22 protein-coding genes and 2 tRNA genes are annotated in these 24,337 nt (G+C 47.2%); 2 read left to right on the forward strand and 22 right to left on the reverse strand.

Going from position 1 to position 24,337, the window contains the following annotated elements:
* Positions 1-11 precede the first annotated feature (11 nt).
* Positions 12-497 carry a cyclic pyranopterin monophosphate synthase MoaC gene (moaC, locus tag ACXQIQ_RS11350; RefSeq protein ID WP_439302481.1) on the reverse strand — a complete coding sequence of 162 codons (486 nt, stop codon included), beginning with the start codon at positions 495-497 and terminating at the stop codon, positions 12-14.
* A gap of 220 nt (positions 498-717) precedes the next feature.
* On the opposite strand from moaC, the gene ACXQIQ_RS11355 reads away from it, so the two are divergent.
* Together ACXQIQ_RS11355 and ACXQIQ_RS11360 are read left to right on the forward strand one after the other, a co-directional pair.
* Complete coding sequence (locus ACXQIQ_RS11355; protein WP_439302482.1) at positions 718-2,646, forward strand: ABC-F family ATP-binding cassette domain-containing protein; 1,929 nt, start codon at positions 718-720, stop codon at positions 2,644-2,646.
* 522 nt (positions 2,647-3,168) lie between these two features.
* Positions 3,169-4,170: a hypothetical protein gene (locus ACXQIQ_RS11360; RefSeq protein WP_439302483.1), complete on the forward strand. Its 1,002-nt coding sequence runs from the start codon at positions 3,169-3,171 to the stop codon at positions 4,168-4,170.
* A 226-nt stretch (positions 4,171-4,396) separates the two neighbouring features.
* Here the strand turns inward: ACXQIQ_RS11360 and tsaD are convergent, their stop codons facing one another.
* From tsaD to ACXQIQ_RS11465, 21 genes are all read right to left on the reverse strand, one after another.
* Positions 4,397-5,413 (reverse strand): tRNA (adenosine(37)-N6)-threonylcarbamoyltransferase complex transferase subunit TsaD, encoded by a 1,017-nt coding sequence (gene tsaD / locus ACXQIQ_RS11365; RefSeq protein WP_439302484.1) that lies wholly within the window; start codon positions 5,411-5,413, stop codon positions 4,397-4,399.
* Entirely contained in the window at positions 5,413-5,862 is a 450-nt protein-coding gene (gene rimI, locus ACXQIQ_RS11370; protein WP_439302485.1) for a ribosomal protein S18-alanine N-acetyltransferase, read from the reverse strand. The genes tsaD and rimI overlap by 1 nt, the downstream gene beginning before the upstream one ends.
* A gap of 9 nt (positions 5,863-5,871) precedes the next feature.
* A complete protein-coding gene (gene tsaB / locus ACXQIQ_RS11375) occupies positions 5,872-6,564 on the reverse strand; it encodes a tRNA (adenosine(37)-N6)-threonylcarbamoyltransferase complex dimerization subunit type 1 TsaB (RefSeq protein WP_439302486.1) in 693 nt (230 codons plus the stop codon).
* Positions 6,545-7,015 (reverse strand): tRNA (adenosine(37)-N6)-threonylcarbamoyltransferase complex ATPase subunit type 1 TsaE, encoded by a 471-nt coding sequence (gene tsaE, locus ACXQIQ_RS11380; RefSeq protein WP_439302487.1) that lies wholly within the window; start codon positions 7,013-7,015, stop codon positions 6,545-6,547. The genes tsaB and tsaE overlap by 20 nt, the downstream gene beginning before the upstream one ends.
* A 21-nt stretch (positions 7,016-7,036) precedes the next feature.
* Positions 7,037-8,002, reverse strand: coding sequence for a thiamine-phosphate kinase (gene thiL / locus ACXQIQ_RS11385; RefSeq protein ID WP_439302488.1), 966 nt, complete (start codon positions 8,000-8,002; stop codon positions 7,037-7,039).
* Positions 8,003-8,110: 108 nt separating this feature from the next.
* On the reverse strand, positions 8,111-9,061 hold the full coding sequence (gene ilvA / locus ACXQIQ_RS11390) for a threonine ammonia-lyase (RefSeq protein WP_439302489.1): 951 nt from the start codon (positions 9,059-9,061) through the stop codon (positions 8,111-8,113).
* Positions 9,062-9,116: 55 nt separating this feature from the next.
* A complete protein-coding gene (gene leuD / locus ACXQIQ_RS11395; RefSeq protein WP_439302490.1) occupies positions 9,117-9,704 on the reverse strand; it encodes a 3-isopropylmalate dehydratase small subunit in 588 nt (195 codons plus the stop codon).
* A gap of 15 nt (positions 9,705-9,719) precedes the next feature.
* Positions 9,720-11,132, reverse strand: a complete 1,413-nt coding sequence (leuC, locus tag ACXQIQ_RS11400; protein WP_439302491.1) for a 3-isopropylmalate dehydratase large subunit — start codon at positions 11,130-11,132, stop codon at positions 9,720-9,722.
* 87 nt (positions 11,133-11,219) lie between these two features.
* Complete coding sequence (gene leuB / locus ACXQIQ_RS11405; protein WP_439302492.1) at positions 11,220-12,335, reverse strand: 3-isopropylmalate dehydrogenase; 1,116 nt, start codon at positions 12,333-12,335, stop codon at positions 11,220-11,222.
* Between the two features lie 34 nt (positions 12,336-12,369).
* Positions 12,370-13,911 (reverse strand): 2-isopropylmalate synthase, encoded by a 1,542-nt coding sequence (locus ACXQIQ_RS11410; RefSeq protein WP_439302493.1) that lies wholly within the window; start codon positions 13,909-13,911, stop codon positions 12,370-12,372.
* The gene (ilvC, locus tag ACXQIQ_RS11415; RefSeq protein ID WP_439302494.1) at positions 13,898-14,923 is read right to left on the reverse strand and encodes a ketol-acid reductoisomerase; all 1,026 of its coding nucleotides are present in this window, start codon (positions 14,921-14,923) and stop codon (positions 13,898-13,900) included. The genes ACXQIQ_RS11410 and ilvC overlap by 14 nt, the downstream gene beginning before the upstream one ends.
* Positions 14,924-14,946: 23 nt before the next feature.
* On the reverse strand, positions 14,947-15,471 hold the full coding sequence (gene ilvN / locus ACXQIQ_RS11420; protein ID WP_439302495.1) for an acetolactate synthase small subunit: 525 nt from the start codon (positions 15,469-15,471) through the stop codon (positions 14,947-14,949).
* Positions 15,468-17,177 (reverse strand): acetolactate synthase large subunit, encoded by a 1,710-nt coding sequence (ilvB, locus tag ACXQIQ_RS11425; RefSeq protein ID WP_439302496.1) that lies wholly within the window; start codon positions 17,175-17,177, stop codon positions 15,468-15,470. Before ilvB ends, ilvN begins: the two co-directional genes overlap by 4 nt.
* A 65-nt stretch (positions 17,178-17,242) precedes the next feature.
* Positions 17,243-17,509: a hypothetical protein gene (locus ACXQIQ_RS11430; RefSeq protein WP_439302497.1), complete on the reverse strand. Its 267-nt coding sequence runs from the start codon at positions 17,507-17,509 to the stop codon at positions 17,243-17,245.
* A gap of 30 nt (positions 17,510-17,539) precedes the next feature.
* Positions 17,540-19,207 carry a dihydroxy-acid dehydratase gene (gene ilvD, locus ACXQIQ_RS11435; protein WP_439302498.1) on the reverse strand — a complete coding sequence of 556 codons (1,668 nt, stop codon included), beginning with the start codon at positions 19,205-19,207 and terminating at the stop codon, positions 17,540-17,542.
* 18 nt (positions 19,208-19,225) lie between these two features.
* On the reverse strand, positions 19,226-20,128 hold the full coding sequence (ilvE, locus tag ACXQIQ_RS11440) for a branched-chain-amino-acid transaminase (RefSeq protein WP_439302499.1): 903 nt from the start codon (positions 20,126-20,128) through the stop codon (positions 19,226-19,228).
* Between the two features lie 296 nt (positions 20,129-20,424).
* The gene (locus tag ACXQIQ_RS11445; protein WP_439302500.1) at positions 20,425-21,201 is read right to left on the reverse strand and encodes a hypothetical protein; all 777 of its coding nucleotides are present in this window, start codon (positions 21,199-21,201) and stop codon (positions 20,425-20,427) included.
* Between the two features lie 126 nt (positions 21,202-21,327).
* Positions 21,328-21,403, reverse strand: a tRNA-Asp gene (locus tag ACXQIQ_RS11450).
* 100 nt (positions 21,404-21,503) lie between these two features.
* A tRNA-Met gene (locus ACXQIQ_RS11455) sits at positions 21,504-21,580 on the reverse strand.
* A 148-nt stretch (positions 21,581-21,728) separates the two neighbouring features.
* Entirely contained in the window at positions 21,729-22,868 is a 1,140-nt protein-coding gene (locus tag ACXQIQ_RS11460) for a trans-sulfuration enzyme family protein (protein ID WP_439302501.1), read from the reverse strand.
* Between the two features lie 124 nt (positions 22,869-22,992).
* Positions 22,993-24,330 (reverse strand): glycoside hydrolase family 30 protein, encoded by a 1,338-nt coding sequence (locus ACXQIQ_RS11465; RefSeq protein WP_439302507.1) that lies wholly within the window; start codon positions 24,328-24,330, stop codon positions 22,993-22,995.
* Positions 24,331-24,337 lie beyond the last annotated feature (7 nt).

Genomic DNA, 24,337 nt, shown 5'->3' on the forward strand with positions numbered 1-24,337 from the left:
TCAGTAGAACACTACTCGTTTTCGTACAGGTAATCTCCGCTTTTCCCACCCGTTTTTTCCAATAGATAGGTCGGGCCGATCACCATTCCTTTATCAATCGCTTTACACATATCGTATACGGTTAAGCCGACGGCAGATGCAGCTGTCAATGCTTCCATTTCAACTCCGGTATTCCCCTTCGTCTTCACGGTCACATCAATCAACAATTCATAATCTCCCTCTGTTATCCAGTCAAAAGAGATATCTACCGATTTCAGTGGCAATGGATGACACATGGGTACGATATCGGGCGTCTTTTTCGCAGCCATGATCCCAGCGACCTGGGCAACCGATAAGACATCACCCTTTTTCACATGGTTTCCTTGAATCGCTTCATAAATCTCTTCGGAAACTTTGACGCTGCTTCTCACGCGAGCCGTCCTTACCGTTTCCTCTTTTTCAGAGATGTCCACCATCCTGGCGCGACCTTGTTCGTTAAAATGCGTGAAATCGCCCATTCAATCACCACCTAAAAGAGACTATACACCATTTTTATCAAAAAGTAAGGCATGATTGCAGTAAAAATATCACAAATCGTTGAAAATTGTAGAGTTGCCTGAGCTTTCCATCATAAGCTACACTAATAGTAACTGTGTTTCCATGGTGTTATGAGGGTTTCGGCAGGTTCATTCAATGCCAGCACGCTGTAACCACCATGTATGAAAGAGGTGTAACAACATGATCGTCATGCAAGCCCAAGACATAACCAAATATTATGGTGCTGACCTTATTTTATCGAATATTAAACTTGAAGTACAATCGCGGGATAGAATTGCCCTAGTCGGACGGAACGGAGCTGGAAAATCGACGTTGCTGAAAATCGTCAGCGGACAGCTATCCTACGATTCTGGCGCTGTCATGAAGCCGAATGAAATCGAAATCGGATATCTTGCGCAAGATGCAGGCTTAGAATCTGACAATACGATTTGGGAAGAGATGATTAAGGTTTTCGACCATCTCCACCAAATGGAAGAACAAATCCGTGCGCTCGAAACGAAAATGGGACAAGAGCACGTTTTGAATGATGAGACCGTATATGCGAAGGTGCTATCTGAATATGATGCACTTCAGCAGAAGTTCCAGCTGAAAGGCGGATATCAGTACGAGAATGACATCCGATCGATCCTTCATGGGTTCCGTTTTTACGAAGAGGATTATGGGAAGCCGATCTCTTCCCTCAGTGGTGGACAAAAGACACGACTAGCTCTTGTGAAACTTCTACTGACGAAGCCGGACCTATTAATCTTGGACGAGCCTACGAACCACCTGGACATCGAGACCCTCGATTGGCTGGAAAGTTACTTGCAATCCTACCCGGGTGCATTATTAATTGTCTCCCACGACCGGTACTTCTTAGACAAGGTGGCCACACAAGTTTATGAGATTTCGATGACGAAGAGTAAGAAGTACCTCGGAAACTACAGTAAGTACCTTGAGGCCAAAGCAGAGCAATACGAGCAAGATTTGAAAGAGTTCGAGAAGCAGCAATCGGAAATCGCGAAGCTTCAGGATTTTGTCCAGCGGAACATCGCCCGTGCTTCAACGACGAAACGGGCACAGAGTAAACGGAAGCAGCTTCAGAAGATGGAGGTCCTCGACCGACCTGATGGCAGTGAGAAATCAGCCCAGTTCGGCTTTAGAATCGAGCGTCAAACCGGGAACGATGTCCTGAAATTGAACCGGCTTGCGATCGGTTATGAAGGAGAAACGTTAATCGACGACATCGATCTTCACATTCAGCGTGAAGAAAGCATAGCGCTCGTTGGACCTAACGGCGTCGGAAAGTCGACATTGATCAAAACGATCATGCACCCTGATCGGAAGCTAGGTGGAGCGATCCAATTCGGCTCCAACGTCAAAATCGGCTATTACGACCAGGAACAAGCGGATCTGAATAGCACGAAAACGGTCTTACATGAGCTTTGGGACGAGTTTCCGACTCATCAGGAAAAAGATATCCGTACTGTATTGGGGAACTTCCTGTTCAGTGGTGACGATGTCCTGAAAGGTGTCAATGAATTGAGTGGTGGTCAGAAGGCACGTCTCGCGCTTGCGAAACTGATGCTCCAGAAAGCGAATGTGCTCATTTTGGACGAGCCGACGAACCATTTAGATTTAGATAGTAAAGAGGTTTTGGAGAATGCTCTGATTGATTTTCCAGGTACGATCCTCTTTATTTCCCACGACCGTTATTTCATCAACCGGATCGCTTCAAGAGTCATCGAGTTATCCACATCTGGATTGGAGAACTTTCTTGGGGACTATGATTATTACTTGGAAAAGAAAGCCGAACAAGCTGAATTTGAACGTCTCGAGCGTGAAGAACAGAACGTGAATCAAGATGTGAACGTCAGTGACCAGAAAGAACAGTTCCAAAACGATAAACAAGCAAAAAAAGAAGAGCGGAAACGACTTCGCCGTATTGAAGAACTTGAAGGACAGATTGAGGCTTATGAGCAACAGATCGAGGAAATCGAACATGAACTGAGCCAACCAGACGTCTTCCAGGATTATGAGAAGAGCCAAGAGTTGAACCAAAAGCTTGAGGAAGCAAATGAAGGACTCGAATCATTGATGGAAGAATGGGAAGGATTACAATCTGTATAATCAGGGAAATGAGAGAATGATTTGCATGTTGAATCGAACATGTTGAAATCTTCTCTCTTTTTTGTTTATAAGTAGATACACATATACACAGAATCCACAGGGTTATACACAGGTTAAATAGCACTTTTTCGGTTTTAATGTCGTTTTTTCCACATTATCCACAGATTTTGTTCTAATTATCCACAAACAGTTATTCACACGACCAGGTGTTTATTTCCCAAGTGTTCCGAACGTTTTCCACAATGTTCACAACTTGTGGATAAGCTTTTTCCACATCGCGTTCCGACTACATTCGACACGAACATACAGCTCTTTTGTATAAATATGCTCATGGATATTCACCGTTTATGCACTCATATACATGAATAGATTCGTATGCAGGTCAAGCCCCCTTCTTTCCGTACCAGGTACCGAATGGGAACCCTTGGCACTTCTGACATCTTTTTCGGTACCTGGCACTGTTGAAGGTCTTCCCTAGTTGTACTATTCTTGTAAAAGTTGATTAAAGGAGGATACATAGCTATGAACAGGAAAGTGATACATACTTTGTTTGTAATGGGATTGATTCTACTCCTCACAGCTTGTGGTGGAGACGAACAATCAAGCACCGAGGAAAACAACAATAAGGAAGAAACGACAGATGAGTCTCCAGATCAGCAATCGGATGACAATAAAGATACTAAGAAAGAGAAACAAGGGGATTATGAGGTTACCCTTTCAGGAGAAATTGAAATTGAGAAGAAGACAATCACAGTAAATGGAGAGACGAACCTTCTTCCCGGTTCTGACATTTACATCCTTGGCCATGCATTCCAAGGTGCCATCATTGGTTCTTCACCAAAAGCCCAAGTGGCTGAAGACGGTTCATTCACACTTAAGACGAAGTTTCCAGATGACTATGATGCGCCTCTTCGGTTAGAAATTCGTTTTACACCTGAGTTTCAGGATGATCAGATTGAAGAACACTACACCAAAACTGGTGAGAAATTAAAAGGAGATTTTGTAAGACTCCATAAAGAAAGCGAAGGCCTCTATAAGAAAATCTCCTATATGGCCTATATTGAAGACCCAACAAAAAACCAAACGTTAAAAATCGAATCTCCTAACTTTGAAAAACCATCAGATCAGGGTGACCCCAAGGTCAGATTGGAACCGAAAGTCGAAAAGAAAACGGATGACTACATCATTATTACCGGCAAATCAAACCTTGTAGAAGGTACCCACATTGAAGCTTACACCGAAATCCCAGGATACATGGTTAGGGGATATACCGATAAGGTTAGAGTAGAACCAGATGGATCTTACAGATTGATTATTCCCAATCCAGAACAACAAAAAGAGTTAAAAGGGAAAATTCCAGACTACCAGATTAATCTCCAGGTAAAAAAATACTCTCAATGGGACAACTTTGTTGAAGCCTATGGAAAAGAAGCCGAACATTTCCAAGGTCCTCACCTTAAAGAAAACTCACACAATGGTGACAAAAGTATTGAAGTGGTTTTACCTATAAAAGTAGAGAAATAAAATGATAACCTGCGCTCATGCTTGATCACTCTCAAGCACGACGCAGGTTTTCTTTATTCCTGATTTTCTTCATTTAAACGCCTCAACTTACCACCGTTCACCATTCACTAACTGACATATAACGGGCGCAGAAAGACTATAGTCCGCTTTCTTTTTCCGACAAAATCTCTCCTGACAACATCAAAAAGAACCCCGAGCAATCAACTCAGAGTTCTTCTTCAACCTTTTAAAACGCTTCTAAATCCAATCCTGGATTTCCGTTCAATTTCATGTCTGCCCGTCTACCTTTGTTGTACTCGATTGAGCCAGCTGCCGCAATCATCGCCGCGTTATCGGTACATAACCAAAGCGGTGGAATCGACAACTTGATATCCGTCGATTCAAATCGCTCGGTCAAGCGCTCTCGTAAGCCTTTGTTCGCAGCCACTCCACCTGCGACGACCACTTGCTTCACATCATAAGCTTCGGCTGCTCGATACGTCTTCTCGACCAACACGTCGATGACACTCTCCTGGAAGCTCGCGGCCAGATCATTCGGCGCAATCTCTTCTCCACGTTGCGTAGCATTATGAAGCGTATTGATGACCGCCGACTTCAATCCACTGAAGCTGAAATCGTACGAATCAGGCTCCAACCAAGCACGCGGTAAGTCAATCGTAGGTTCGCCCTCCTGGGCCATCTGATCGATATGAGGACCTCCCGGATAAGGAAGCTTCAACGTTCGCGCGACTTTATCATAAGCTTCACCAGCAGCGTCGTCTCTCGTTTCACCAATGATTTCAAACGAGCCATGCTCCGCCATATAGATGAGCTCTGTATGTCCTCCAGAAACGACGAGCGCAAGCAACGGGAACTCCATCGGCTCGATCAGCCGGTTCGCATAAATATGGCCTGCGATATGGTGCACGGCGACAAGCGGAATACCATGCGCCAGTGCCAACGCTTTTGCCGAATTCACTCCAATCAACAACGCGCCCACCAATCCAGGGCCTTCTGTCACAGCAATCGCCGTCAGGTCTTCAAACCCGACGCCTGCTTCCTTCATCGCTTCTTCAATCACAATCGTGATCTGCTCGACATGGTGACGAGATGCGATTTCGGGTACGACACCACCGAACCGCTTATGACTTTCAATCTGCGAGGCGACGACATTCGAGAGCAGTTCCGTCCCGTTTTTCACGATGGCAGCTGCCGTCTCATCACAGCTCGTTTCTATTCCAAGTATGATTTCATCTTTAGCCATTATAAATTCACCCACATTACTAATGCGTCTTCTCCGTTGTCTGTATAATAGTTCCTACGGATTCCGCCATTTTCAAAACCGTATTTTCGGTACAGTTTCTGAGCGACTTCGTTACTCACACGGACTTCGAGCGTCATCGTCTTCGCCCCCATGATCCGTGCCTGTTCCATCGCCTTTTTCATTAAAGCATCGCCATACTTCTTCCCTCTGAACCTTGGAATGATTGCGATATTGGTCACGTGCGCTTCATCTATGATCACCCAGATGCCACAATAACCGACCGGTTCGCCTTCTGCCTCTAGAATGAGATACGTCGCAAACTGGTTATTCACGATTTCATTATAAAAGGCCGTCCTACTCCACGGGTTCGGGAAAGAGGCTTCCTCGATATTCATTACATCATCAATGTCATCCAACGTCATGACTCGGAACGTCAAATTTTCCACCATGTATGGCACCTACTTTTTTTGGTTCGCAATCCACTTCGCTTCCGCTTCCGCGAGTTGATGATAACTCGGCGTAAAAGCATGTGGATCTTCATCTTCACCGCGGATCCCGAGTGCAGCAAGTTCTGCAGCACGTGGACTATGATCTGCGATGTGACCGAAAACAGCTCGGTCTCCCATCAGTTCCTCAATCTTCTCCTTATGAAGATCAAGGTCATTTCCTAAAAACAATACCTTTTTTGAATCTTCCTTCAGCATCTCAACCCAATCCGTCAACTGGATGATGCGCTCCTCCTGGACGAGTTGGAACTGTCCATCTATATTGCCGTAAAGACCGGTATAGATCTGACCACGCCTGCCATCAAACAACGGACAAACGAGGCCGTCGAAATACTTCCCGTTCTGTGCGACAACTTCGAGGCTTGAGACACCCGTTATCGGAATGCCCAACGACCATGCCATCGTTTTAGCAACTGAAACACCGATCCTTACACCTGTGTAGGATCCAGGTCCTTTTGCCACGATGACCTTATCCAGTTCGTCCGGTTTCACATCCACCTCTTGCAAAAGGCTTTCAATCGCCGGCATGAGCCTTACGGAATGGTTCTTTTTCATATTCGTGGTCAGTTCACCAACGATCTTGTCGTCGATGATCACTGATATCCCCATAACAAGGTTGGATGTATCAATCGCTAAAGCTTTCATTCATAAACTCCTCACATAGCCTGTAAAATCGTTCGCCTTTCGGTTCCAGGGTCAGCTCACGTTCCTCGTCGCCCGATCGTCGGATCACAATGTCCAGACGGTCTTCAGGCAAAAATTCTTCAATGATGTGTGCCCACTCGACGACCGAAACGCCTTCTCCTTCAAAATACTCATCGAAACCAAGATCCTCATCACTATCCTCTAACCGATAAACGTCCATATGGTAGAGAGGCAGTCGACCCTGGTACTCCCGAATGATCGTGAAGGTCGGACTTTTCACGACCCTTTTGATATGTAAACCTTTCGCAAGTCCTTTCGTGAACGTGGTCTTCCCTGCTCCCAGGTCACCTTCCAACGTGATGACATCACCCGCTTGAAGGTGCTCTCCTAGCCGTGCAGCCGTTTCCATCGTTTCTTCAGGACTGTTCAGTTTGATTTCGTAAGACTTCATATGGTATCACCTATTCACATTTCACCTGAAATGGTTGTATCCTTTTTTTCCAATCGGTAGGAGTTCCTCACCTTTCTTCAACATCACTCGGGCAGGACCTTCATTCACCGTACCGATTTTGTATAACGGCTGATTATGCTCTCCAAACCGCTTTCGCAACGAATGCCAATCTGCCTCAGAGACGGTTCCGACCAATTGGAAGTCTTCTCCGCCATATAGCATCCATTCAAGAACTTGTTCTTTTTGAAAAGAAGCGAATTCTTCAATGAAAGGCAAGCATTCTTCATCTAAAATGAGCTGGACATTGCTCGCTTCTGCGATTTCATTCGCTTCACTTGCGAGCCCGTCGCTAATATCATTTAACGCAATTCTATACCCACTACCCGCAAGAAGCAACCCGGCGTTTACTTGCGGTTGAGGTAATTGGTGCGCTTCAATCAAACGTTTGATTGAAACCTCTTCTTTTAATAGCAAATGCAACCCAGCCGCTGATAAACCGACCGGTCCTGTCAGGAAAACGACATCGCCTGACCTGGCATTTTTCCGTAAAAGTTTCCGGTCTTGTTGGACGCGACCGTGAACGGTGACCGAAACGACGAGCGGCCCTTCCGTTGACACCGTATCTCCGCCAATCAGGTCAATTTGAAAGTCTTCTGCAAGGTCCGCCATCCCTTGATAGATGTCACGGAGCTCTTCTTCCGTCCAACCTTTTGGAATCGCAATCGATACGAGGTAGAATTTCGGTGCGCCTCCCATCGCGGCGATATCACTCACATTGACGGCAAGTGCTTTGTGTCCAATATGATAAGGAGACATCGTTTTCCGGCTGAAATGAACGGATTCCACCATCGTATCGACACAGAGGATATCATCATATCCCGCTTCCGGTCGCACGAGAGCAGCATCATCCCCGATCCCTTCAATCAAGGTCGGCTGATGGTGTTTTTTTGGCGTAATCGTTTTTATCCATTCAAATTCATCTTTCACCGTTAACGCCCCCTTTAATCACGGCTTTGCATATAAAAACCTTAGGCTTCGCTCCTAAGGTTTTCTTCTTCATATTTTATCCTATTTTCATGAAAAATCCCACTCTGCTCAACCGGAAGCGATGGATTGCTTCCCTTCCGTCTGTTCGCTTAATTTTTGGTATTCTGTGAGTCTGGAAACATCTACGTTCCCGCCGCTCACGATACATCCGATTTTTTTGCGAGCTCCTGCCACCTTTTCAGCTAGGACAGATGCTACTGATGCCGCTCCAGCTCCTTCTACTAACGTTTTTTCCCGTTCTAATAGGAAAAGGATTGCTGAGGCGATTTCTTGCTCGTTCACCGTAACGATGTCATCGACGAGCCGGTCAATGATCGGATACGTCAGTTTCCCCGGCTTTTTCACGAGAATCCCGTCCGCTATGCTTTTGACACCACTCAGCGGAACGGTATCTGTTCCTTTAAACCGATCATAGGTCGCGGGAGCCCCGCTCGCTTGTACGCCGATCACTTTTACATGAGGGCTGAACGTTTTGACCGCCATCAGAGTGCCGGAGATTAATCCCCCTCCACCGACCGGAACGACGATCGTATCGAGATCAGGACATTGCTGCAGCATTTCAAGTGCTACCGTCCCTTGCCCCGCCATCACCTCTTCATCATCAAACGCATGGACGAAGGTTGCTCCTGTTGCGAGCATTTCTTCTCTCGCAGCTGTATACGCTTCCTGATACGTTTCTCCCGTCAGAACGACTCGTGCTCCGTAAGATTCCGTGGCTTGAACTTTGGCTTGAGGGGTTTTCTTCGGCATGAAAACCTTGGCCGTGATCAATCGTTGAGAAGCCCCGAGCGCAACTCCCTGAGCGTGGTTGCCGGCTGATGCACAGACGATTCCTTTAGCCGCCTCCTCTTTTGTTAACGAGCAGATTTTATTGAGAGCGCCTCTTAGCTTGAAAGAACCGGTCCGCTGTTGATTTTCCATCTTCAAAAACACATCGTGGCCTGTCATCTGATTCAACGTGCTCGATTGTTTCATGGGCGTCCGGTGGACATTGTGCATCAAATTCTCCGCGGCTTCAACGACCTTATGACCTTTTAAAAAATTCCCAACACACTCACTCCTGTCTCATTTTTTCATATTGAGCGATCTGCTCTTCATACGTTAAGGTGATCGAAATCTCATCCCAGCCGTTCAACAGCATCTGCTTCCAATAAGGATCAATGTCGAAGGTGGCTACGAGTCCGTCTTCGTCTTGAACCGCTTGTTGTTCTAAATTGACCTTCAATTCGTACGGTTTCTGTTGGGCCTTCTTTTGCAGCTGCTCCACTTTTTCTTTGGATAGCTGGATCGGTAACATGCCATTTTTTAAGCAATTGTTGTAAAAGATATCGGCAAAACTCGGTGCGATGATGACCTGAAAGCCGAAGTCCTGCAACGCCCAAGGGGCATGTTCCCTTGAAGAACCGCATCCGAAATTCTCTCCACCGATTAAAATAACAGCTTGGTCATACTGCGGTTCGTTCAGCGGAAAGTCTTTTCTCGGCAGACCGTCGTCATCAAAGCGCCAATGATAAAAGAGGTACTTACCGAACCCCTGACGGTCGATCTTTTTCAAAAATTGCTTCGGAATGATCTGATCGGTATCCACATGATTCCGTTCAAGTGGCAAAACCCGACCCGCAATTTGTTGGATTCCGTTCATCCGGTACCCCCTCCTCTAGTTTGGTACTGCCATCAGTTGGCGCACATCTGTAAAACGTCCTTCCACTGCCGCAGCTGCAGCCATCGCTGGACTGACGAGGTGCGTTCGAGCGCCATTGCCCTGGCGTCCCTCAAAGTTCCGGTTCGACGTGGATGCGCACCTTTTTCCAGGAGGGACGACGTCCTCATTCATCGCCAGGCACATACTACATCCCGACTCTCGCCACTCGAAACCAGCCTCTAGGAAAATGTGGTGTAAGCCTTCTTGTTCCGCCTGTTGCTTGACCGATTGTGAGCCCGGAACGACGAGCGCGGTAACCGTATCCTTCACCTTTTTCCCTTTTAAAACGTCAGCCGCAGCTCGTAAGTCACTAAGCCTCGAATTTGTGCACGAGCCGATGAACACATAGTCGACGGCGACCTCAGAGATTTTTGCGCCACCTGTGATGTCCATGTAATCTAAGGCTCGTTGGACACTATCTCTTTCAGTGCTGTTCTCGTATTGTTCAGGGGATGGGACCGTGGCACCGATTCCGACGCCCATCGAAGGGTTCGTCCCCCACGTCACTTGAGGCTCGATTTCTTCTCCGTTGATTGTCAGTGTCTTGTCGTACTCTGCACCTGGATCTGAAGCGAGTTCCCTCCATTTTTCAGCAGTAGCTAAAAACTTCTCTCCTGCGGGTACTTGACGCTTCCCTTTTAAATAGTCGATGGTGACTTCATCCGGACTGATGATTCCAGCTCTCGCACCCGCCTCTATGGACATGTTGCACACCGTCATCCGCTCTTCCATCGTCAGGCTTCGGACTCCCTCACCCGTAAATTCGATCACGTGCCCTGCCCCGACATTAACACCGAATTTGGCGATGATCGCTAAAATGAGATCCTTCGCGGTCACACCGAAACCGAGCTTTCCTTCCACATGGAACTGTAAGGTTTTCGGCCGTGATTGCCAGAGCGTTTGTGTCGCAAGAACGTGTTCCACCTCGCTCGTTCCAATGCCGAAGGCCAGCGCACCAAAAGCACCATGAGTGGACGTATGACTATCTCCACACACAATCGTTTTTCCAGGCTGGGTCAATCCTAGCTCTGGCCCGATGACGTGGACAATTCCTTGATCCGGGTGATCGATGTCCGCCAGTTCGATTCCGTATTGCTCGCAATTTTGCTGGAGCCGGGTCATTTGGGTCTTGGATACCTGATCGTTGATGACAGAGCGGTTGATGGTAGGAACATTATGATCCATCGTGGCAAAAGTGAGATCCGGCCGCCTTACCGTCCGTTCTTTCATCCTTAAACCCTCGAACGCTTGAGGGGACGTCACTTCATGTACGAGGTGGAGGTCGATATACAACAGATACGGCTTCCCTTTTTCCTGATAGACAACATGTTGATCCCAAAGCTTTTCAACGATATTCCTCGGTTTCATGACAGTTACCTCCACTTCGGTTTGTTGGATGAGACTTTATGAGTGCATCATTTTGGGATTTCCGTGTTTTCGTGCACTCATACTCATTCACATATAAGCAGCTAAGATTCCGGACATCGCGTAATTCGGTTGGAAGTGCTCCACAACGTTTTCGCTCATCTCACTTGTCGTGCAAACCGGACCGATTTTCTCGATTCCCTCCAGGTCACCGGTTCGATAGCCGGCATTGAGCACTTCTTGCACTGCTTTTTCCACCTGGTCTGCTTCTTCTTCCAAACCGAAGGAATGGCGTAGCATCATCGCGACAGACAAGACCATGCCGAGTGGATTCGCTCGGTTTTCGCCCGAGATATCCGGGGCGGACCCATGTACCGGCTCATACAGTCCGAAGCCGTCTGCCCGAAGACTTGCTGATGGCAACATCCCAAGAGAGCCCGTCAACATGGAGGCTTCATCACTCAAGATGTCGCCGAACATATTCTCTGTGACGATGACGTCGAACTGCTTCGGCTGATAAACGAGTTTCATAGCCGCTACGTCTACGAGCAAATGCTCCACTTCAACTTCGGGATAATCAGCAGCCACCTGTTCGACAACCTCTCTCCACATCCGGCTCGATTCCAGCACATTCGCTTTATCGACAGACGTCACTTTCTTCCTGCGGGTAGCTGCGAGATCGAAGGCCTTACGGACCACGTTCTCAATCTCTTTTTTCTCATATTGAAGGGTATCGACCGCTACTTCTTGATGCTGACCTCTTCTTTCACGAGGTTCACCAAAATATAAGCCTCCGGTCAGTTCCCGTACGATGACAAAATCCACACCATCTACGACTGATCGCTTCAATGGCGAAGCATCCCTCAATGCTTCAAATGTCTTGATTGGGCGGTAGTTGGCAAACAATCCGAGTTCTTTACGGATGCCAAGCAACCCTTTTTCTGGCCTCAGATGGACCGGATTGTCCTCCCATTCCGGACCTCCTACTGCTCCGAGCAGTACCGCGTCACTTGATTTGCACAGCTCAAGGGTTTCCGCAGGTAATGGAGTGCCATGACGGTCAATGGCAACACCACCAATGTCTCCTTGAAAGACCTTGAATTGATGTCCGAATTGCTCTTCGACGGCTTTCAAAACATCCAAGGCGGCGCTCATCACTTCTTGTCCGATTCCATCTCCAGGTAGTACTGCCACTTGCTTTTTCATCATAATCCCTCCAATTTTATAAGAAAGATGTAAGTTAAACCGTTGCTTTCTGCTGATCATGCTGGCGAACGCTCCGGACCCGATTGACTGCGTCGAGGTAGGCTCGTGCTGACGCTTCCAAGACGTCTTGTGCGGTCCCTCTTCCACTCGATTGGACTTCGTTGCACTTCACCTGTACATACACTTCTGCCAGTGCATCTCTTCCTCCACCGACCGAATGTATCTTGTAATCTAAAAGGACGACGGAATCTTCAACGAGCTTCTCGATCGTATTGTAGATGGCTTCAACACTCCCAAAACCGGTCGCCGCTTCCTGCGTGTACGTTCCATCCGGCTGAACGACTGCAATCGTCGCGGTCGGAATGTTGTCCATTCCATACTGGACTTGCAAACTCTTCAACTGGTAAACCGGTAGTCCCTCGGCTTCGGTCTGTTTCTCCATCAAGATTGCAAAGATATCTTCATCGGAAACTTCTTTCTTTTTATCCGCCAACTCTTTGAACATCCCGAAAGCATCGTTCAGCTTTTGATCGGTCAGTTTGAATCCCATGTCCTTCACCTTCATCTTGAAGGCGTGGCGTCCGGAATGTTTTCCGAGAACGAGACGATTTGTTTGCACTCCGATCAGTTCGGGACTGATGATTTCGTAAGTGGATTTCTCCTTCAACACGCCATCCTGGTGAATACCGGATTCATGAGCGAACGCATTGTTTCCAACTACGGCTTTGTTCGCAGGTACACTCATGCCCGTCAATTTGCTGACAAGATTACTCGTACGTTTCAACTCATCGAGCTTCAGTCCGGTTTTCGCTCCATAAAAATCCTCTCGGATGTGAAGCGCGACAGCGATCTCCTCAAGACCTGTATTGCCGGCCCGTTCACCGATTGCATTGATCGTCCCTTCGACTTGATCCGCTCCGTTTTCAATCGCAGCAAGCGTATTAGCCGTAGCCATCCCTAAATCGTTATGGCAATGGGCGGATAGCTTGACCTGGTCGATGTTCGGTACATGTTCTTTTACGAATCGGAAAAGATCTCCGTACTCCTCAGGGGCCATATAACCGACCGTATCGGGAAGGTTGATGACCGTCGCACCTGCATCAATCACTTCCTTGATGATTTTCACGAGAAAATGTCGGTCTGACCGGCAAGCATCTTCAGCTGACCACTGCACATGAGGGAATTTCTTTTTCGCGTACTTCACCGATTGCACCGCTGTGTCCAATACTTGATCGGTCGTCATTTTCAGTTTGTACGTCATATGGATCGGCGACGTTGCCAGGAATACGTGCACCCTCGGCTCCGTCGATCCTTTCAGCGCTTCCCACGCCGCATCGATGTCTTTCTCACTCGCTCTTGAGAGACCTGTGACTGAACTCCCTTTTACAGCTTCCGCAATTCGTTTGACCGATTGCTGATCTCCTTTGGAGGCTGTCGGAAAACCTGCTTCGATGATGTCTACGTTCAGTCGCTCCAGCTGATGAGCAATCTCCAGCTTTTCTAACAGATTCAGATTCACCCCTGCCGATTGTTCACCGTCTCTAAGCGTCGTATCAAAGACATCAATCTTTGCCACTGAACACCACTTCCTTTTTCTCATCTTTCTTGATGAACGGCATCAACTCTCTCAACTTGCGTCCGACGACCTCGATCTGATGGTTCTTCTCCCGCTCGTTTGTTGCGTTGTATACAGGACGGTTCGTCTGGTTTTCAAGGATCCATCCTTTCGCAAAAGTACCGGACTGGATGTCTTCCAGCACCTCTTTCATCCTTGCCTTCGTTTCCTCGTTCACGACACGAGGTCCTGATACGAAGTCACCCCATTGCGCGGTATCTGAAACGGAATATCTCATTCCCTCGATGCCACCTTCATACATGAGGTCGACGATCAGCTTCAGCTCATGGAGACATTCGAAATACGCGACTTCAGGCTGATATCCCGCTTCAACGAGCGTTTCGAAACCTGCTTTCACAAGGGACGTCAATCCTCCACAAAGGACCGCCTGTTCACCGAACAAGTCGGTTTCCGTCTCCTCCTGGAATGTTGTTTCAAGAATCCCTGCCCGGCCTGCGCCGATTCCTTTCCCATAAGCGAGTGCCAGTTCATCTGCCTGACCGGTGACATTTTGATGGACACCGAACAATGCCGGGACCCCAGCACCACTCTCAAACGTCCGCCTCACAAGATGACCAGGTCCTTTAGGGGCGACAAGGAACACATCAACGTCGGCTGGAGGAACAACTTGATGGAAATGGACGTTGAAACCATGCGCGAAGGCGAGTGCTTTGCCTGGCGTCAGTCCTGGCTTGATTTCCGCTTCGTACACTTTCGGCTGCCATTCATCAGGCAAGAGAACCATGACGACATCAGCTTCGGCACTTGCTTCTTTCACTGACTTGACTTGAAAACCGTCCGCTTCTGCCTTGTCCCACGACTTCCCTTTCCGAAGGCCGACAACAACGTCGAAGCCGCTCTCCCGTAAATTCTGTGCATGGGCATGACCTTGCGAACCATATCCCACAACTGCCACTTTCCTGCCTTTCAGAACGTCATCCTTCACATCATCGTTATAGTAGACTTTGACCATCTCTCATCATCCTTCCAGGTTTTTTATTTTAATAGCGTATATTGCTTCAGATCGGTGACGGACTTCTGGAATCCGCGGGTAAAAGCGGTCAGTCCCGTCCTCGCGAGCTCTTTGATTCCATATGGCTTCAACAGCTCGATGATCGCTTCCACTTTTTCCGTATCGCCGGTCACTTGAACCGTCAATGTGTCCCTCGACATATCAATGATCAATGCACGGAACGGCTCAACGATTCCGCTGATTTCAGATCGTGTCTGTCCCGTCGCTAGTACTTTGATCAAGGCGAGCTCTCTCGCGACAATCGCCTGATTCGTGATATCAGAGACCTTCAACACATCAATCTGTTTGTTCAGCTGCTTCAACAGCTGTTCGATCTGCCGGTCATCCTCTACATTGACGACGAACGTCATTTTCGAGATTCCTTCCGTTTCGGTATGCCCGACCGTAATGCTCTCAATGTTGAAATGTCGCTTCGTAAAGAGACCTGTCACCCGGTTCAATACGCCACTATGATTCAGAACCGTCGCCGTTACGATCCTCCGTTTCATGGTCTCACTCCGATCATTTCATGAAGTCCGGTTCCAGGTGCAACCATCGGATACACATTCTCTTCTGCACACACCCGACAATCGATCAATGTCGGTTCCTCATCGTTCAACACTTCAGATAAAAGGAACCGTGCCTCCTCCATCGTCGAGACCTTATAGCCTCTTACACCGTATGATTCAGCTAGTTTGACGAAATCGGGCTGGGTCATGAATACCGATTGCGAATACCTTTTTTCGTAAAATGATTCCTGCCACTGACGGACCATACCGAGCGAACCGTTATTAACGATGACGATTTTGATCGGAAGACCCATCTCTTTTAAAAGGATCAGCTCTTCAGAGGTCATTTGAAATCCACCGTCTCCAACGACGCTCACCACCCGCTTATTCGGTTTCGCCAGTTGGGCACCGATGGCAGCTGGAAAACCGAATCCCATCGTTCCAAGTCCTCCTGAGGTGACCCAGCTGTGTGGATTATTGAACGTGTAATACTGGGCTGCCCACATCTGATGCTGCCCGACGTCTGTCGTCACAATCGCGTCTCCATCCGTCAACGTGTGGATCTCTGATATCAGCTTTTGCGGAGAAATTCGATCTCCGACTACGTTGCTCCAATAAGGAAACTCTTGCTTATACCGGTGAAGATGCATCAGCCACTCATCGCACATGGCGCTTTCGCCAGGTTCATCAATCAGCTTCTGTAGCGCTTCTTTCGCGTCTGCCACAACCGGGATATGGGTCTCGACGTTTTTACCGATTTCAGCTGGATCGATATCGATGTGCGCAACGGTCGCGTTTGGAGCGAAGGTCTTCAGATTACCGGTGAGCCGGTCATCAAAACGTGCCCCGATACTGATAAGCAAGTCACTTTCATACAAACCCATGTTGGCTGCGTAACACCCATGCATACCTCCCATTCCAAGGAATAGAGGATGGTCAGCCGGGAAGCCACCTAACCCTAGCAGGGTGTGGACGACCGGGATGTTTTTCTTTTCGGCGAACACCTGCAATTGATCGGATGCTTTCGCATGCAATACTCCTGCTCCTGCTAAAATGACAGGCTTCTTCGCTGATGAGATGGCTTCGTTCAGCTTTTTGACTTGTAGCAAGTTTGGTGACTTCGTCGGCTGAAAACCGGGTAAGTGAACCTCACCGTCGAACTGGACATCTCCCGCGAGCGCTGAAACATCTTTCGGGATATCGACGAGAACTGGACCTGGCCGACCCGTCGTTGCAATATGGAACGCTTCTTTCACAATTCTAGGGAGGTCTTTCAAGTCTCGAACTTGATAATTATGTTTCGTGATCGGCATCGTAATTCCGGTTACATCTGCCTCTTGGAAGGCGTCTGTGCCGATGACGCCAGAGGCGACTTGCCCTGTGAAAATGACGAGTGGCAAGGAATCCATCATCGCGTCTGCAATGCCGGTAATCAGGTTCGTCGCTCCTGGACCAGAAGTTGCGATGACGACCCCGGCATTCCCTGAAATTCTGGCATAGCCTTCTGCAGCGTGGATCGCACCTTGTTCATGGCGGGCAAGGACGTGTTTGATCGGGTTTCGGTATAGTGCATCGTAAATCGGTAATACTGCTCCTCCTGGATAACCGAACACAACTTCGACGTTTTCCTGCTTCAAGGCGTGAATCAGAGTTTCAGCTCCTGTCAGCCGTTGCCCTTGAGGTTCAGCCTTTACTTTAGCCTTCATTTCAATCTCCTCCCTGTTTGTCAATACTTTTAACTCAACTGCAATAAGAAAAGCCTTTCCACCCACTACGACACTAGTTCGTTTCGTAAGGGTGAAAAGGCTGAGAACATGCTTTTCACGGTACCACCTTCGTTCAACGCACCTTCACAGATGCGTTCTCGTTGAGTGGATGAGTTGTCCGTCATCCATCCACTCTTTTTGATAACGGGTATAAAGCCATACCCGACCACACCTACTGAAGGTTCTTTCAGAGCAGTACTCAGAGGAGATGTCGTGAATGGATGTATTACCGGTTTCCAGCAAACCCGGCTCTCTGTGAATACGTCTTCCATACACTTTTGCCTCGTCGACGCTTTGCTATATTAAACTTTCATGATTCCACCTGTACTTGCTGATGTAACGAGCTTTGCATATCGGGCTAGATAGCCTTTTTTGATTTTTGGAGGAGGCTGTTCGAAACTCTTCCTCCGCTCTTCCAACTCTTCCTCTGAAACCATCAGGTTGATGGACCGATTTTCAAGGTCGATGAAGATCGAGTCTCCATCCTCGACGAACGCAATCGGACCTCCTTCTGCTGCTTCTGGAGAAATATGTCCGACAGAAATGCCTCGGGATGCGCCTGAAAAACGACCATCTGTAATCAATGCGACTTCTTTATCCAATCCTCGTCCGGCAATAGCCGAGGTTGGCGCAAGCATCTCCGGCATTCCCGGGCCGCCTTTCGGACCTTCGTAACGGATGACGACAACATCTCCTGCCTGGACGGTTCCGTCATCTATGCCTTGCTGCGCTTCGTCCTGCGAATTGAAGCAAATCGCTTTTCCCATGAACGTCTTGATCGATGGATCGACTGCGCCCACTTTGATAACGCCACCTTCTGGAGCGATGTTTCCGTTCAGGATGGACAATCCTCCGACTTTGCTATAAGGATTATCCTTTCGCCGGATGACTTGATTGTTCTTGATGTCATAAGGCTCAACGGTCTCATACAGCGATTTGCCTGTAACCGTAATTCGATCCTTGTTGACCAGCCCTTCGATTTGACAGAGCTCTTTGATGATGGCACTGATCCCGCCTGCCTGATGGACATCATCCATCGTAAAATCAGAAGCAGGACTGATTTTTGCCAGATAAGGTGTTCTTTCCGCAATTTCATTAATCCGGTTCAAGTCATATTCGACTTCTGCCTCATTGGCGATTGCAAGCGTGTGTAGGACGGTGTTCGTCGATCCGCCCATCGCCATGTCCAAAGCAAAAGCATCATCGATTGCTTCTTTCGTGATGATATCTCGCGGTTTGAGGTCCTTTTTAACCATATCAACGAGATGATGGGCCGCTTCCCGAATCAAACGATGACGTTCATCCGATGTGGCAACGATCGTCCCGTTACCCGGTAAGGCAAGTCCAACCATTTCCATCATGGAGTTCATGGAGTTGGCTGTGAACATTCCAGAACAAGATCCGCACGTCGGACAAGCATTCTGTTCAATATCAAGCAGTGCTTCAGCCGACATTGTGCCCGATTGGTGTGCGCCCACTCCTTCAAACACGGAGACGAGGGATAGTGGCTTTCCGTCCTTTGATGTGCCGCCTTCCATCGGACCACCTGAGACAAACACTGACGGAACGTTTGTCCTTGCTGCTGCCATCAGCATCCCAGGTGTGATTTTGTCACAGTTCGGTATGAAGAAGACGCCATCAAACCAGTGGGCATTGATGACAGTCTCTGCAGAATCAGCGATGATTTCCCTACTCGGCAAGGAATATCGCATACCGATATGTCCCATCGCAATCCCATCATCAACCCCGATCGTGTTGAATTCGAACGGGATGCCTCCTGCTTCCCGGATCGCCTCTTTCACCACTTCAGCGAATTTATTCAGGTGCATGTGACCCGGAATGATATCGATGTAGGAGTTGCATACGCCGATGAACGGCTTTTCGATATCTCTTGTTTTGACGCCAGTCGCTCGCAACAGGCTTCTGTGGGGCGCGCGGTCGATTCCTTTCTTGATTTTGTCACTTCGCATCTTATCACCACCTATTGCTTAACCAGCTTGGATTTTTTCATGCGCATAGACTTGATGACCATCTTCCGTTACGGTTTTTCGGAAAGCTTCAAGGAGTTGGTTTGTCATTTCTCCTGGTTTACCTTCTCCAATCAGTCTCCCGTCGACCTTCACAACTCCGATGACTTCAGCAGCAGTGCCGGTCAAGAACACCTCATCTGCTGTATAGACATCGTGTCTCGTGAACACTTCTTCACGCATTTCAAATCCTAGCAGATGAGCAATTTCCATGATGGCATTTCGGGTTACCCCTTCTAGAGCACCGACATAGCCAGGTGGTGTTTTAATGACATTGCCTTTGATGATGAACACGTTGTCCGCCGATCCTTCCGCGACATAACCTTGATCATTCAGCATCAGAGCCTCACTGACCCCAGCGAGGTTCGCCTCGATCTTGACGAGGATGTTATTTAAATAATTCAATGATTTCACTTTTGGGGATAAAACATCAGCGCGATTCCTTCTGCTTGCAACCGTCGCAATCTCGATTCCTGTTTCATACAGCTTTTCTGGAAAAAGTGCAAGCTGTTCTGCAATGACGATCACTTGAGGCTCCCTGCAGTGTCTGGGATCTAAACCTAAATTCCCGACACCCCTTGATACGACGACGCGCACATAAGCGTTCTGTAATTCATTTCGTCTGAGTGTCTCTGCAACGATCTCCGTCAATTCTGCCTTGCTGTATGGGATCTCAAGCATGATGGATTTCGCTGAATCGTATAAGCGATCAACATGCTCTTTCAGTCGGAACACATTACCGTCATACATTCGAATACCTTCGAACACCCCATCTCCGTATAGAAATCCATGATCATACACAGACACAACCGCATCCTGCTTGTTCACATAGCGGCCATTCAGGTAAATCCATTGTTCGCTCATGTCGATCGCTCCCTTCTAGTTAAATTTAATGGGTTAGTACTGTAAAGCTCGAGCGCGTCACAGCACTGTTTTTTCTTGGTTGCCGACAATATTACTCCCGTTCTTTAAGAAGGTCAACCTTATTTTTTGATAATTTCGACTAATCAGTTTTTTGGGAAACGCTTACATGATATTTAGAACAATGTTTTTGTGGTTTTAAATTTTTTTTATAAAGGGGGGAAATCGTGGCTTTGATCGTAGAGGAATAGGTCCAATGAATCAATTTAAAGACAATAAAAAAGACCCGAACGCTTATGTTATTGGTCAGCAATCGCGATGTCTGCATTCACTTTCGTAAAGAGGGTTTCATCCTGGAATATCTCCATGTTCCATCCCCGCGCCCAAGCCCAATGGTCGATATGCGTCACCATATAGGTGCGAGATACATGATGCTGGGCGTCTGCATTTTTCAATCCGACTAAGATGGAATCGTCATGTACAAAAAAGACAAACAACGATAGCGCTGATTCATCAAAGTCTTTCAAGAATTGATCTGTGGCTTTATAGATCTGTCCGTTGTTATCCTGATCGAATGACTGGATAAAGGCATCTTCAAGTATTCTTCCTTTTTCAGTAATCGTATCGACTTGTATGTAATTCACACCAAGATCGTCGAAGTCAAAGGACAACGTCTCTCCATACCAGGCGTCCTGGAACGTATAATCCCATCTAACGTCCCCTTCATACCTTTTAAACGGCTCTCCTAATGTTTCAACAACATGCTCTTTCGTATCACCAACAAGAATTCCGTTCACACTGAAAGACTCGGTATACGGCTCGAAATCAATGTAAACGGAAGCTGCCTCTTCACCTTCTTGAGGAGGTTCTTCCTCATCAGTGGCTGCGGTATCCTCAGTTTCTTCTGTCGTCGAAGTCGTATCTTCTGGGTCACTTTCTTCCGTGGTATTTTCCTCTTGATTGGTGTTTTCTGCACCTTCTGTTGTTGGTTTCTCTTCCTCTTGTTGAACGGCAGGCTCTTGGCTGCATGCAACAAGAAACAGGATTCCAAGGAACAGTACAACCCACTTTTTCATCCACACACTTCCATCCTATGTTTATTATCAAATACGTTTAATGGCTTTATTTTATATGAAAATGGTCATCTGTAAAACCGTTTTTAGGCATAAAAAAAACACGAAACCTTTGTTTCATGTAAGTAATGGCGGACCCGACCGGATTCGAACCGGCGATCTCCTGCGTGACAGGCAGGCATGTTAACCCCTACACCACGGGTCCTAATTATGTATTAAATGTTTTTATTTTAATTTGGTTGCACCTAAAGGTACCACTATCTAAAACTAGCTATGATGTTTAATCAACGTAGTAAGTTTTAAATTGGTTGCGGGGATAGGATTTGAACCTACGACCTTCGGGTTATGAGCCCGACGAGCTACCAGACTGCTCCACCCCGCGCCGATACTATTATGTCGCCGATAAGTTCGGCTTGTCCTCTTTCAATCGGACAATTACTAATATACCATGTGTAAATACGAGATGCAACCTTTTTCTGATCTTTTTTCTAATATGGGAAAGTGCTGCCAATGACAGGCAGCACCACCTCTTATTGTAACGCCTTATCAAAAGCTTCTAAAATATCCTCGTAGTCTTCAATTCCAACCGAAATTCGGATCAGATTCTTTTTGATTCCTAGTCGTTCTTGTTCTTCTTCCGGCAATGCCCGGTGGGAGGTTCCCATCGGATAGGACACTGTTGTTTCGACTCCAGCAAGTGTAGGGACAACGCCGATCCAATCTAATTTTTCACAGAACGCGTTCGGATCGACATCTTCACTCAAGAGAATCGACACAATCGCTCCATTCCCTTTTTCCGATACGAATTCTGGGTAGTATACTTTCTCGATAGACGAATGCTCTGACAAAAAGTTCGCCAATTTCTGCGCATTATTCGTGTGCCTCTCCATCCGCACACTCAGCGTTTTCAATCCTCTACACGTGAGCCATGCTTCAAACGGGCTGAGGTTGCTCCCGAAGTTCATCACTTTGCTCTTCGCTTTTTCGATTAACGGCAGGTCTCCGACAACGACACCAGCAGTGATATCCGAATGTCCACCAATATACTTCGTCGCACTATGTGCCACAATGTTAATCCCTTTCAAATACGGTTGTACAAGGTATGGTGTGGCAAATGTATTATCGATCATCGTTTTCAAATTGAACTCTCTGCCAATCTCCACGACTCTTTCAATGTCTTCTACTCGTAAAAACGGATTCGTGACCGATTCCGAATAGAGCAATACTGTGTTGGATTGAATCGCCGCCCGGATCGTCTCTTCTGATGCGAAAGAAACGAATGAAACTTCAATCCCCAGGGATGGAAGCTCTTTTGCGAGCAGCTGATATGTACCACCATAAAGGTCTTCACAAGCGACAATATGTGAGCCTTGCTCAGCAACTGCTAGAATTCCTGCTAGAATAGCTGATATCCCAGACGAAGTCGCAATCCCTTTTGGAGCCCCTTCTAATTGAGCGACACCCGTTCCAAGGTCATCCGTATTCGGATTACTGACTCTGGAATACATATAGGGAGATTTGCCTTCAAAGTACCCTTCCAGCTCCTCCAAGTTCTTGAACTTGAAAGCTGAAGTTTGATAGATTGGCTGCGCTTTACTCGTTGACTCTGACTTTAGCCTTTTATGAAAATGTACTGCCTTCGAATCGAAACGGAATTTTTCCACGTTCATCGCCTCCATTATCAGTTAATATACCATGATTGAATCGTCAGATAAATTAACAGAGACTCAACATACAAAAAAAATCACCGCATAGTTAGGCTATAGGCTAGTTAAGCACAGGTACGTAAGATGATTACTCACCAACAAGCACAGTTGAAATGGAATGCGCTGGCATTTCAATGGTTGTTTTCTGTCCATCGACATCAGATTGGACAGATAAATGCTCTTCTCCTTCATTCATCATTACGATTACGATTTCTCCTGACGGATTAAGGAAAGCTGCAGATTGAATTTCATCGCTTCCAGCTGTACATGAAATCCTTACGGCACCTGGTTTGATATATTTACTGAAATGGCCGATGTAATAAAAGGAGCTATTATAGTGGATCTCGTCCTTTTTCGTATCTACAATCACTGGGGCGTCACAGTAATTTCCGACATGGTTCGGTCCGCCTTCTTCATTCAGTACGAGATTCCAGTCGATCCACGCCTCCAAGTAATTGTTCAAGTCTCCTAAGATGTTACGGGCGTATCTTTCTCCCGTATGCCAGGCACCAAGCTGTACACCACCTTCAATACATCCTTCTGTGAAAATCAGATGCTTGTCAGGAAACTCATTGTGCACTTTTGAGAGATTATCAAACTCCTCAGACACATACCAATGCAAGCCTGTCCCCCAAACATATTTGCTCGCTTCCGGGTCAGACAATACTGTCTTCGCACGCTCGTAGACCACGTCTCGATTATGATCCCATATGATGACCTTCAGGTCGCTTTTTCCTCTTGTATGTAATAATGGCCCTAGATGGTTCTTGATGAAATCTCGTTCTTCTTCTGCGGTATAAAGACAGGAATCCCAAACCTGCTTCGCTTCAGGTTCATTCTGGATCGTGATTCCCCAAACCGGAATCCCTTCCGCCTCCATCGCATCAATATACTTTAAGTAGTACTCTGCCCAGACAGGTTGGTACTCGTCCAACAGTTTGCCACCATGGTTCATTTCCTGATTGCTCTTCATCCAAGGTGGTGGACTCCATGGAGAAGAAACAATCTTCAGGCTTTGCCCCGCCACTTTTTCAGCATCCTTAATCAAGGGTATGACAAGCTCTTTCTCACGATCAATCGAGAAACTCTCAAGCTCTGTATCTCCATCTTCCACATACGTATAGTTTCCTAAGGAAAAATCACAGCTGTTGATATGTGTTCTCCCGAATTGGTATCCGAGGCCCTCTTCAGGATGAAAATAACGATGAATAATCTCATCCCGCTTCTCTTTACTCATCAACGAGAGAGAATGAGCGGTAGCTTCAGTAAAAGCACCGCCAAACCCTAAGATTGTTTGAAAGGTCTGATCGGGATTGATTTGAAGGTCTATCGTTTTTGAACCGGTTTCAACAGGCGACGGACTCTTCACTTGCAGTCTGTCACCTGTGTCTTTTGCCGTCTGGATATGGGTAACCGTTTTCGTTATCACCGAA

This window comes from Pseudalkalibacillus sp. Hm43 (genome assembly GCF_054170705.1).